This window comes from Algihabitans albus (genome assembly GCF_003572205.1).
Lineage (GTDB): Bacteria > Pseudomonadota > Alphaproteobacteria > Kiloniellales > DSM-21159 > Algihabitans > Algihabitans albus.
In genome coordinates, this window is sequence record NZ_QXNY01000005.1 from 501330 (window position 1) to 512921 (window position 11592).

11 protein-coding genes are annotated in these 11592 nt (G+C 69.1%); 6 read left to right on the forward strand and 5 right to left on the reverse strand.

Annotated elements, in window-relative coordinates:
- Positions 1-94 precede the first annotated feature (94 nt).
- Entirely contained in the window at positions 95-1513 is a 1419-nt protein-coding gene (locus tag DBZ32_RS16410; protein ID WP_119168262.1) for an aminotransferase-like domain-containing protein, read from the forward strand.
- Positions 1514-1622: 109 nt separating this feature from the next.
- Complete coding sequence (locus DBZ32_RS16415; RefSeq protein ID WP_119168264.1) at positions 1623-2033, forward strand: DUF983 domain-containing protein; 411 nt, start codon at positions 1623-1625, stop codon at positions 2031-2033.
- 14 nt (positions 2034-2047) lie between these two features.
- Here the strand turns inward: DBZ32_RS16415 and DBZ32_RS16420 are convergent, their stop codons facing one another.
- Positions 2048-2965: an alpha/beta fold hydrolase gene (locus DBZ32_RS16420; protein WP_119168266.1), complete on the reverse strand. Its 918-nt coding sequence runs from the start codon at positions 2963-2965 to the stop codon at positions 2048-2050.
- Positions 2962-4665, reverse strand: coding sequence for a urocanate hydratase (gene hutU / locus DBZ32_RS16425; protein ID WP_119168268.1), 1704 nt, complete (start codon positions 4663-4665; stop codon positions 2962-2964). The genes DBZ32_RS16420 and hutU overlap by 4 nt, the downstream gene beginning before the upstream one ends.
- An 85-nt stretch (positions 4666-4750) precedes the next feature.
- Between hutU and hutG the strand changes: the two genes are divergently transcribed.
- On the forward strand, positions 4751-5581 hold the full coding sequence (gene hutG, locus DBZ32_RS16430) for an N-formylglutamate deformylase (protein WP_119168270.1): 831 nt from the start codon (positions 4751-4753) through the stop codon (positions 5579-5581).
- A 36-nt stretch (positions 5582-5617) separates the two neighbouring features.
- On the opposite strand, the gene DBZ32_RS16435 is transcribed toward hutG, so the two are convergent.
- Positions 5618-6406, reverse strand: a complete 789-nt coding sequence (locus DBZ32_RS16435) for an AraC family transcriptional regulator (RefSeq protein WP_119168272.1) — start codon at positions 6404-6406, stop codon at positions 5618-5620.
- A 68-nt stretch (positions 6407-6474) separates the two neighbouring features.
- Here DBZ32_RS16435 and DBZ32_RS16440 point away from each other — a divergent pair, with 68 nt between their 5' ends.
- Positions 6475-7686 (forward strand): MFS transporter, encoded by a 1212-nt coding sequence (locus DBZ32_RS16440; protein ID WP_119168274.1) that lies wholly within the window; start codon positions 6475-6477, stop codon positions 7684-7686.
- Here the strand turns inward: DBZ32_RS16440 and hutI are convergent.
- Positions 7683-8930 carry an imidazolonepropionase gene (hutI, locus tag DBZ32_RS16445; protein WP_119168275.1) on the reverse strand — a complete coding sequence of 416 codons (1248 nt, stop codon included), beginning with the start codon at positions 8928-8930 and terminating at the stop codon, positions 7683-7685. The two genes, DBZ32_RS16440 and hutI, sit on opposite strands and share 4 nt — an antisense overlap.
- A gap of 95 nt (positions 8931-9025) precedes the next feature.
- Between hutI and DBZ32_RS16450 the strand changes: the two genes are divergently transcribed.
- Both DBZ32_RS16450 and DBZ32_RS16455 read left to right on the forward strand, forming a co-directional pair.
- Positions 9026-10414 carry a formimidoylglutamate deiminase gene (locus DBZ32_RS16450; RefSeq protein WP_119168277.1) on the forward strand — a complete coding sequence of 463 codons (1389 nt, stop codon included), beginning with the start codon at positions 9026-9028 and terminating at the stop codon, positions 10412-10414.
- Positions 10415-10472: 58 nt separating this feature from the next.
- Positions 10473-11090 (forward strand): hypothetical protein, encoded by a 618-nt coding sequence (locus DBZ32_RS16455; protein WP_119168279.1) that lies wholly within the window; start codon positions 10473-10475, stop codon positions 11088-11090.
- Between the two features lie 73 nt (positions 11091-11163).
- Here DBZ32_RS16455 and DBZ32_RS16460 read toward each other — a convergent pair whose 3' ends face one another.
- Positions 11164-11343: a hypothetical protein gene (locus DBZ32_RS16460; protein WP_119168281.1), complete on the reverse strand. Its 180-nt coding sequence runs from the start codon at positions 11341-11343 to the stop codon at positions 11164-11166.
- Positions 11344-11592: the final 249 nt, after the last annotated feature.

Below are 11592 nucleotides of genomic sequence, written 5' to 3' on the forward strand. Positions count from 1 at the left end.
ACTCTAACTTTATGAGAGAGGCTGCCCGTACGGCTCGGAGAGGCGCGTCCGCCGGTCTTGCTTTCAAATCGCGATCCATACAAAATAGAAATGTATGTATACTCTGCCCAAAGCTAAGACCGCTGCCGCCGTTGAAGCGGCCTGGAGCCCGACGATCGACGAGGCCTCCGGGCCCCTCTATCTCGCGATCGCCGACGCCTTGTCCGCCGACGTTCTCTCCGGTCGCCTGTCGCATGGTGCGCGGCTTCCGCCGCAGCGCGCCTTGGCGGCGGCGCTCGGGATCGATTTCACCACGGTCAGCCGCGCCTACGCGGAGGCGACCCGGCGCGGCTTGGTGGAAGGTCGGGTCGGGCGGGGCACCTACGTGCGCGCCAGACGCCGCGCCGAGGCCGCCTCGGCGGCCAGTGGTCTCGTCGACATGAGCATGAATCTGCCGCCGCGCTTCGACGATCCGCAGCTCGTCGCCCGGATGTGGGACGGCTTGTCCAGCCTCGAAGCCGAAGGCGGCCTGGATCTGCTGCTGCGCTACCAGGAAGCCGGCGGCACGAGTCACGACCGCTCCGCCGGGGCTCACTGGATGTCGCCCCGGCTGCCCGATGTCGCCGTCGAGCGGATCCTGGTCTGTCCCGGCGCGCAGGGTGCGCTCCTGGCCGTCGCCGGGATCCTGGCGGCGCCGGGTGAGACGATCTGTACCGAGGCGCTGACCTATCCCGGTTTTCGCTCGCTGGCGGCGCATCTGCGAATTCAAGTCGCGGGAGTTCCCGCCGACGCTGACGGTATCCGCCCCGACGCCTTCGAGGCGATCTGCAAGGATCGCCGGCCCAAGGCACTCTACTGCACGCCGACCCTGCAGAATCCGACCACGACCACGCTTCCGCTGTCCCGCCGTGAGGCCCTGGTCTCCATTGCGCGCCACCACGACGTCAAGATCATCGAGGACGATGCCTACGGTGCCCTGCCGAGTCGGTCCGTTTCGCCGCTCGCCGCGTTCGCACCCGATTTGGTCTATCATGTTGCCGGGCTCGCCAAGTGTATCGCGCCGGCGCTCAGGATCGCCTACCTGGTCGTCCCCGATGCCCGGGCTGCGGCGCGTGTCGCCGGGGCCATTCGGGCAACGGCCGGCATGGCTTCGCCCTTGACCGCCGCTCTGGCCACGGAGTGGATCGAGAACGGCACCGCCGCGGCCATCCTCGCGGCGATTCGCCGGGAAGCCAGAGTGCGGCAGTCGATCGCCGCCAAAATCCTGCCGCCGGCCCTGACGCGGGCCGATCCGGAGGGCTTCCATGTCTGGCTGCAGCTTGCGGAGCCCTGGACGCGCGGCGAGTTCGCGGCGCACCTGCGTTCGGCCGGGGTCGGCGTCGTCGGCAGCGACGCCTTCGCGCTGGTCTCGCCGCCGGAAGCCGTCAGATTGGGGCTTGGCGCCGCGGCCAGTCGTGCCGAGCTCGAAAGAAGCCTTCAGATCGCTGCGGACCTTCTGGCTCAGCCACCGGCCATGTCGTCCATGGTCGTGTAAGCCCGGCGACGCTCGTGTCCTCAATATTGCTCTCGACATTGTATGGTAATTGACTGCATATACTTTTCTGTCGCGCACAGGCGGCAAGGGATCGAAGGACGCGTTTCCAATGTCGTCGGACAAGGCTTGGCCCCGCCTATCTCCCGTCCACACCGGTATCCGGGGAAAGTGTCCTCGTTGTGGAAAGGGGCGGCTCTTCGAGGGGTTCCTGAAGCTGCGCGACGGCTGCGATGTCTGCGGCCTCGACTATTCCTTCGCGGACCCCGCCGACGGGCCCGCATTTTTTGTCATCTGCTTCGGTTGCGTGCCCAGTGTCGTGCTCGCCATCCTGATCGAGATCCAGTTCTCGGCCCCCTACTGGGTGCACCTCGTCACCAGTCTGCCCTTCATGCTCCTGACCTGCATTCCGCCCCTGCGGCCTCTGAAGGGATGGCTCGTGGCCAGCCAGTTCTTCTACAAGGCCCGCGAAGGGCGGTTGGTGGAGAAGCCGTTGGCAGCGGACACCGACGACCCGGCCTGAGGCCACTCCCGTCTCTAGGCTGAGACCGGTCCGAGCGCTTCGGCCAGGAAGGTCAGAATCGCCTGGGTGAAGACGTCGTTGCGGTCGCCGGCGACCATGTGACCGGCGTTGGAGACGTCGACCAGACGGGCGTGGGGCACGAGGCCCAGAAAGTGCGCGGCCTCCTCCTCGGTCACCAGGGTGCTGAGGCGGCCGCGCACCAAAAGGGTCGGCATGGTCAAGCAGCGTGCGGCGGCGTCCAGGCTCGGCTCGTCCAGGCTCGACTGGATGTTGCCCGGTCCCTCGACGAAGGCCGGGTCCCAATGCCAACGCAGCCGGCCGTCGCCGTCGCGCCGCAGGTTTTTCGCCAAGCCCGCCAGGTCGCGCGGACGGGGGCGATGAGGCAGGTAGCGGGCGACCGCGTCGGCGGCCTCCTCCAGATCGGTGAAGCCGTGCTCCAGGTCGGCGGCCATGAAGCTCAGCACCTCCTCCACGCCCTCCTGGCGCAGGCGCGGCGTGACGTCGACCAGGACCGCTCCGGCGAAGGGCGGCTCTTGACCGGACTTGGCCGCGACGGCGGCGGCCGTCATGACGGCCAGGCCGCCGAGCGAGGCGCCGATGACGACCGGCCGCCGCGGCAAGGCGGCGGTGACGTCGAGCAGGTCCTCGGCAAAGCGGCGGATGGCGTAGTCCTGGTCCGGTGCCCAGGCGCTCTGGCCGTGGCCGCGCTGGTCGAGGGCGACCGCCCGCCAGCCGGCCTTCGCCAGACGGCGGGCCGTCGCCTTCCAGGCGGCGCGGGTCTGACCGCCGCCATGGAGCAGCAGGATCGGCGGAGCGGTCGCCTCGCCGTGGTCCTCTCCCGCGAGGCGCAGGCCGGCGCGGCTACGGAAAACGATGTCCCAAATCTCCGGATGGGCGGCTTTTGTCTCCGACGTCTGGCTCGGCTGGCTCATTCCTCCTCCAGCATCGGCAGCTTCAAGCCCTGCTCGCGGGCGCAGGCCTTGGCGAGATCGTAGCCGGCGTCGGCGTGGCGCATCACGCCGCTGGCCGGATCGTTCCAGAGCACCCGCCCGATCCGCCTGGCGGCCTCCTGCGTGCCGTCGCAGACGACCACCATGCCGGCATGCTGGGAGAAGCCCATGCCGACGCCGCCGCCATGGTGAAGCGATACCCAGGTGGCGCCGCTGGCCGTATTGAGCAGGGCATTGAGCAGCGGCCAGTCGGAGACGGCGTCGGAACCGTCGAGCATGGCCTCGGTCTCGCGGTTGGGGCTGGCGACCGAGCCCGAGTCCAGATGGTCGCGGCCGATCGCGATGGGCGCGCTCAACTCGCCGCTGGCCACCATCTCGTTGAAGGCCAGGCCGAGGCGGTGGCGCTGTCCCAGACCGACCCAGCAGATGCGCGCCGGCAAACCCTGAAAGTGAATCCGCTCCCGCGCCATGTCGAGCCAGGTGTGCAGGTGCGGGTCGTCTGGGATCAGCTCTTTTACCTTGGCGTCGGTCTTGTAGATGTCTTCGGGATCGCCGGAGAGCGCGCACCAGCGGAAGGGGCCGATGCCCCGGCAGAACAGCGGGCGGATGTAGGCGGGCACGAAGCCGGGAAAGTCGAAGGCCCGCTCTTCGCCCATCTCCAGCGCCATCTGGCGGATGTTGTTGCCGTAGTCGAGCGTCGGAACGCCGGCGCGGTGGAAGGCCAGCATCGCGTCCACCTGCAGCTTCATCGACTCCTTGGCGGCCTTGACCGTGCGCTCGGGGTCCGTTTCCTGCGCCCGCTCCCAGTCGTCCAGCGACCAGCCGGCGGGCAGGTAACCGTGCAGCGGGTCGTGGGCGCTGGTCTGGTCCGTCACGGCATCGGGCCGGACCCCGCGCCGCAGCAGTTCGGGAAAGACCTCGGCGGCATTGCCCAGCAGGCCGATGGAGACGGCGTCTTTCTTGGCGCAGGCGGCGTCCAGCATCGCCAACGCCTCCTCCAGGCTGTCCGTCTTGCGGTCGAGGTAGCCGGTCTCCAGCCGCCGTTCGATCCGGCTCGGCCGGCATTCCACGGCCAGCAGGCTGGCCCCGGCCATGGTCGCGGCCAATGGCTGCGCGCCGCCCATGCCGCCCAGTCCGCCGGTCAGGATCCAGCGGCCCGCCAGGTCGCCGCCGTAGTGCTGCCGCCCGACCTCCACGAAGGTCTCGTAGGTGCCCTGCACGATGCCCTGGCTGCCGATGTAGATCCAGGAACCGGCGGTCATCTGGCCGTACATCATCAGGCCGAGCTTATCGAGCCGGGAGAAGTGCTCCCAATCGGCCCAGTGCGGCACCAGGTTGGAGTTGGCGATCAGCACCCGCGGCGCGTCGGCGTGGGTGCGGAAGACGCCGACCGGTTTGCCGGACTGCACCAGCAGGGTCTCGTCGGCCTCCAGATCGGTCAGCGCCGCGACGATGCGGTCGAAGGAGCGCCAGTCGCGCGCCGCGCGGCCGATGCCGCCATAGACCACCAGCTCCTCGGGTTTCTCCGCCACCTCCGGATCCAGATTGTTCATCAGCATGCGCAAGGGCGCTTCGGTCAGCCAGGACTTGGCCGAAAGCGCGCTGCCGCGCGGCGCGCGAATGCGGCGGGCGTTGTCGAGCCGGGGGTTCTCGGCGGCAGCTGCGGCGGTCTGGTCGGGCATGGCGATGGACTCCCCTTTGGCGGGCACGGCGATTCAGCCTATAGCATTCTCGCGGGCCGAGACGATGGTGCCGCGAAGGGAGTTTATGGAAAACGACAGCCAGGTTTACCGTTTCGCCCCAGGCCGCACGCCGCTGCTGGTCTCCATCCCTCATTGCGGGACCCTGGTGCCGCCGGACCTTCGCGCCAGCTTCACGGCCGAGGCGCAGCTTCTGGCCGACACGGACTGGTACGTGGACCAGCTCTACCACTTCGCGGTGGAGCTGGGCGCCGGCATCATCGCGGCGCGCTGGTCGCGCTATGTGATCGATCTCAACCGCGCCCCGGATGGGCAGGCGCTTTATGCCGGTGCCAACAACACCGAACTCTGTCCCGTCACGACCTTCGACGAGCAGCCGATCTACCTGCCCGGCAGTGCCCCGGATGTCGCCGAGATCGGGCAGCGCCGGGTCGCCTATTGGGAGCCCTATCACGACAAGATCGCCGAGGAGATGAAGCGCCTGCACGACCGGCACGGTGTCGCGGTGCTCTGGGAAGCCCATTCGATCCGCAGCCATGTGCCGCGTTTCTTCGAGGGGCGGCTGACCGATCTCAACCTCGGCACGGCGGAGGGCCGCAGCGCGGCGCCGGAGGGCCGCAGCGCGGCGCCGGAGCTGATCGCCGCGGTTGCCGCAGCGGCCCGCAGCGGCCCCTTCGAGCTGGCTGTCGACGGGCGCTTCAAGGGCGGCTATCTGACGCGCAGCAATGGCCGTCCGAGCGAGGGCTGGCACGCCCTGCAGATGGAACTGGCTCAGGACCTCTACATGGAGGAAACCCCGCCCTTCGCCTATCGGCAAGAGTTGGCGGCGGAGCTGCGGCCGACCTTGCGCGCGATGCTGGAGGCGGCGTTGCGGTGGGCGGCAAGTCCGGCACGTTAGCGGCGCCCGAGCCGGTCGAAGGGTGCCGGCTTCGCACTATCCGCTTCGTCCGGCGTCCGCGAAGTACCGCCCCGGCGTCGTCCCCAGCGCCGTGCGGAAGGCGGCGATGAAGGCGCTGACGCTGTCGTAGCCGACCTCGAAGGCGACGGCTGTGACCGGCTGGCCCGCGCCAAGGTGCTCCAGCGCGGCGAGCAGGCGGGCCTGGCGGCGCCACTCGCGGAAGGTTAGGCCGGTCTCGGCCCGGAAGCGGCGGATCAGATTGCGCCGGGACAGGCCCAGCTCGCCGGCCCAGGCGTCGAGGCCACGCGAGTCCTGGGGATCGGCCAGCAGTCTGGCGGTCAGGCGCTTGAGCCGCGAGTCGGCCGGTTGGGGCAGGGTGAGCGGCAGGGCCTCGCTCGCCGTCAGTTCCTCGCACAGCAGCGCGCGCAGGTGCGGGTTGCCGGCGGCGGCCGGATCGCTCGCCAACCGCATCAGGATTTCGCGCAGCAGCGGCGGCACGCCGCAGACCCGGCAAAGGTTGCCGAAACCGGGCGGCGCCTCGCGCAGATAGATCGTCCGCAGGGCGACCGACGTATGGCAGCGCAAGGCGTGCCGGCGTCCGGCCGGCATCCAGAGGGCGCGGCCCGGCGGCACCACCCAGACCGCCGCCTCGCTGGTCACCCGCAGGATGCCGCTGGCGGCGTGGATGACCTGATGCGTGTCGTGGCTGTGGGCCGCGATGCGATGGCCGGCGGGATGATCCTCCGCAAGCCCCCGCAGCGGCGCCTCCGCTGTAGTGGATGGCTGCTCGGCATCCGGCACTTCGGCGATATTTTTAGGCTGCATAGCGCAAGAATGATGACGCCTGTGTCCCTAAGCTGTCCAGGTCTGCCAATTCCCGACCGGACGTCGCCATGCCCTCGGAAACCTTCGTTCCCCTCTCGCGCGAAGCCCGGCACCCGGCCGCCGCCGGGCAATTGGTCGTGCTGCATGCCGCCCACTTCGCCTGTCACTACAAGCTGCTGATTTTTCCGACCGCGGTGATCGCACTCGAGCGGGCCTGGGGGCTGGACTACGGCGCGGCCCTGGCGCTGGGCACGCCGCTCTATGTCGCTTTCGCTCTGGCGACGCTGCCGGCCGGCTGGCTGGGGGACCGCTGCAACGGCGACCGGCTGATCGGGCTGCAGTTCCTCGGCTCCGGTCTGGCAGCCATCGCCGCCGGCCTGGCGCAGACGCAGCTGCAGTTCATGGCGGCGCTGGCGGCACTGGGCCTTTTCGCGGCGATCTACCATCCGGTCGGCCTGGCCATGGTGACCCGCCTGAGTGCGCGGCGCGGGCGGGCGTTGGCGGTCAACGGCGTCTTCGGCAACCTGGGTCTGGCGGCGGCGACCGTCTCCACGGCCTTGCTGGCCGAGGCCTACGGCTGGCGCAGCGCGTTCCTGCTGCCGGGTGCGGTCGCGGCAGTTGGGGGCGCCCTGCACCTGCTGCTGCGGCGGGCGGCGCCGCTGCCGCCCGCCATGGAAGAGGCACAGGTGACGCCGGCGGCCATCTCGGCGAGCCGCCGGACCCAGCTGCGTGTCCTGGCGGTGGTGCTGCTGGCCGCGCTCTTCAGCGGCATCGTCTTCAACGGGGTCAGCGTCTCCCTGCCGAAGCTCTTCGACGAACGGCTGGGGACGCTGGCGCCAGGGTTGGCGCAGGTCGGAGGTTACGGTGCGCTGGTCTTCGCCCTTGCCGCCTTCGCGCAATTGCCGGTCGGCGCGCTGCTCGACCGTTTGGGCGGACGGCCGGTGATGCTGGGGCTCTACGCGCTGGTGGTGATGGCGCTGATCCTGCTATCCAAAGCTGCGGGGCTGGCGGCTCTGCCGCTGGCGACCGTGACGGTGACTCTGATGTTCGCCGGCATCCCGATAACCGGCTGGCTGATGGGCCGCTACGTCGCGGTGACTTGGCGCTCCCGCGCCTTCGCGCTGGAGTACGTGCTGGCGCTCGGCGTCAGTTCCTCCGTGGTACCGGCCATGGCCGCCCTGCACCTGGCTGGGCGGGGTTTCGACCTGCAGTACCTGCTCTTCGCCGCCTCCGCCGCCGTGGTGTTCGGCGCGGCCTCTCTGCTGCCGAGACGCAGCTAGCATTCGATCGTCGGCAGTTCCCGCCTTTTTCCGGCCTGCACGGCAAAGGTCAGCGGGTTGAAGCCCATCCGGTAGGCCAGTTCGCCGGGCCGCTCGATGTCCCAGATCGCCAGATCGGCGGCCTTGCCGACCTCGAGAGTGCCATGACTTTCACCCATGCCCAGGGCCGCGGCGGCGTTGCGGGTGAAGCCGGCCAGGGCTTCCTCGGGCGTCAGGCGGAAGAGGGTGCAGGCCAGGTTCATCGTCAGCAGCGGCGAGGTCAACGGGGCACTGCCGGGGTTGCAGTCCGTCGCCAGGGCCATGGGCACGGCATGACGGCGTAAGGCTTCGACGGGCGGCAGTTGCGTCTCGCGCAGCACGTAGAAGGCCCCCGGCAGCAACACGGCGACCGTGCCGGCCTCGGCCATGGCGGCGACGCCGTCTTCGTCGGTGTATTCCAGATGATCGGCAGAGAGGGCGCCGAAGCGTGCGGCCAGCGCCGCGCCGCCCAGATTTGAAAGCTGATCGGCGTGCAGCTTGACCGGCAGGCCCAGCTCGCGGGCGGTGGTGAAGAGCCGCGCGGTCTCCTCCGGCGTGAAGGCGATGCCCTCGCAGAAGGCATCGACCGCGTCCGCCAGGCCGCTTTCGGCCAGGACCGGCAGCATGGCGATCACCGCCTCCAGGTAGCCGGCGCGGTCCTCGGCGTACTCCGGCGGGACGGCGTGGGCACCCAGGAAGGAGGTGCGCACCGTCACGGGGTAGTCGCCGCCCAGGCGCCGGGCGACCCGCAGCATCTTGGTTTCCGCCTCCAGCGTCAGCCCATAGCCCGACTTGATCTCGACCGTCGTGACACCCTCCCGCAGCAGGGCCTCCAGACGGGGGCGGGCGGTCTGCAACAGGTCGTCCTCGCTGGCCGCACGGGTGGCCGCCACCGTGGCGGCGATGCCGCCGCCAGCGCGCGCGATCTCCTCGTAGGTCGCGCCGGTCAGCCGCAGTTCGAACTCTGCCGCGCGATCGCCGCCGTAGACCAGATGGGTGTGGCAGTCGATCAGACCCGGCGTGACCCAGCGCCCCTCCAGCGGCAGCAACTCCCTCGCGTTCCGATGCAGCAGGTCGTCCGTCGGCCCGATCCAGGCGATGGCGCCGTCCTTGACTGCTAGCGCTATGCCCTCCCGAGCGCCATAGGGGACGCCGGCCGCGGCCATCGTCGCCAGCCGCGCATCGGTGAAGAGGATGTCCCAGGCCTCTCGCTCTCGCTCCGGCATGGCGGATAAGGCTCCTGTTTGCGGTCCAGGGGGCAATGCTCTATGCGGACAGTCAGGGTAACGCCGTCAGCTTACCGGCGCCGTGGAGCGGGTCCATGATCTTCCATCGTCTTTTCGCCGAACAGGCCTTGTTGCCGGACGGCTGGGCGCGGAATGTGCTCTTTGAAGTCGATGCCGATGGTTTCGTCTCGGCGGTTACGGCGGACAGTCCCGGCCAGAGTCCAGGCGAGGGCGCGGAACGGGTGGCGGGACCGGTGGTCCCGGGCATGGCCAACCTGCACAGCCACGCCTTTCAGCGCGTCATGGCCGGTCTGGCCGAGCAGGCGGCTCATCCCGACGACTCTTTCTGGACCTGGCGGGAGCTGATGTACCGGTTCGTGGGCCGGCTCGACCCGCCGCAGATCGAGGCCATCGCAACTCAGCTCTATGTCGAACTGCTCAAGGCCGGCTACACGGCGGTCGGCGAGTTCCACTACCTGCATCACGCCCCGGACGGCGCGGCCTATGCGGATCGGGCCGAGACGGGCAAGCGCCTGCTGGCCGCCGCCCGTACGGCCGGTCTCGGGATCACCCTGCTGCCGGTGCTCTACGGCTACGGCGGGTTCGGCGGTCAGCCGCTTGGCGAGGGGCAGCGGCGGTTCCGTAACGATCCCGAGGGCATCCTGGAGATCGTCGCAAGGCTGCAGGCCGCCGCGTCCGGCGATCCCCAGGTGCGTATCGGCCTGGCGCCCCATTCCTTGCGTGCGGTAACGCCGGGGTCGCTGTCCGAGGCGCTGGAGGGGGTGAACGCCTTGGACCCGGCCGCTCCGCTCCATATCCATGTCGCCGAACAGACCAAGGAGGTCGAGGAGTGCCTTGCCTGGTGCGGTCGCCGGCCCGTGGCCTGGCTGCTCGGCGAGGTGGCGGTGGATTCGCGTTGGTGCCTGGTCCATGCCACCCACATGGAGTCGTCGGAAACCGGGGCGCTGGCGCGCAGCGGCGCCGTTGCCGGCCTTTGCCCGACCACGGAGGCCAATCTAGGCGACGGGCTCTTCGACGGCCCGCGCTTCTGGACGGCGGGCGGAGCCTGGGGCATCGGCTCCGACAGCCATGTCTCGCAGAGCCCGATCGAGGAGCTGCGACTGCTGGAGTACGGGCAGCGTCTGCGCGACCGGCGGCGCAACGTGCTGCGCGGCACGGCACCCGGGGTGGGCGCGGAGCTCTTTCGCGGTGCTTTGGCGGGGGGTGCCCAGGCGTTAGGCCGGCCGCTCGGCCGGCTGGCGCCGGGGTCTCGGGCCGATCTGCTGGTGCTCGATCCCGAGACGCCGGCGCTGATCGGCCTGGAGGGCGACCCGCTGCTCGACGCGCTGGTCTTCGCCGGGAACGTCAATCCGGTGCGCGACGTGGCGGTCGGCGGCCGCTGGGTCGTCCGCCAGGGCCGTCACACGGCCGAAGCGCAGGCTTTGCGCGGTTTCGCGGAGGCGCGGCGGGCGCTTCTGGCCTAAGCTGTTTCGACGAACTAGGTTAGGATGACGCGCCGTTTCAACCTTCGCACAGTGACGTATGAGCCGAGTCGTTCTGCCTGCCGACGCCGACACGGTCGCCGGCGCCCTCGCCGACATCCAGCACCGCCGCGCTTACGTCGAGGCCCTTGTCGCGACCATGGAGGCCTTGCCGACCCCGGAGCCAGAGCGCTACGGCGATCACGACGCCTGGTACCTGGTAGCCCTCCAGGACGGCCTCTTCCGCCGCGTCTTCGTCGTGGAGTACCGCGCCTGGCGCAGCCGGATCCGCGATCTGGTACGCGACCAGCTTTCGGCCCAGGGACTGGATTCGGATCTCTGGCGGCCGGTGGAGGAAGCCCGCGACGCGGCCGCCTTCGTCTTCCAGGTGCGCCTTCTTTTTGCAGAGGAGCTGGAGTGCGATCTCGGCAGCGAGGTTTGGGACGGGCTGCAGGAACTGGCCGCGGTGGCCGAAGCGATCGCCGAGTCGTCGCGGGCGGCCCGCCTGGAGTTGGCGGAGCGCCACCCGGACTACTTCTCGGATCTCGACGTTTTCGGCGACGGCGACCCTACGGGACGCTTGACGCTGTCTCACGACCTGGCACGCCGGGCCTTCGGCTTCGCGACCGCCTTCTGGAGCGCTTTGCCTTACGAGGCTGTGGCGGCGGCCGAAGCTTGACCTGACGCCGTTGCCGCGCGCGACCGTGCGGCGCCTCGCGGCACGGCTGTCAGGTCTTGGTCGGGCGCGCGGGTCAATTGATGATGCTGCCCCGCAGCTCGGACATCTGCTTCACGAAGGCGCTGCTGCGCAACTGGTCGATCAAGGCATCGAAGTCGCTCTTGCTCCGGCGCAGTTGCATCGACTGCGTTTCCGTTTTCTGGAAACAGTCCACCATCGAGAGATCCATGCCAACGCGATTGGTGTTCTTCATCGTCCACTCCATGACTGAATTTGCCAGGACATTACGGGGCGAGGTGGGGCTTGGATCATTCGAGTCTGCAGCCTGCCGAATATTTTTCCCTACAAGCCCGATATTCATTTTTTGTTTGCCAATACTTGATCGAAAGAATTTCGATTATTCAAAGGCTTAACCCAATTCCGCGGGCTGAGCGTGGAGTGATGGGCGGGCGAAGAAAAAGCCTGCGTCTTCCAAACCAACGTTGATCTATTTTCATTCTTG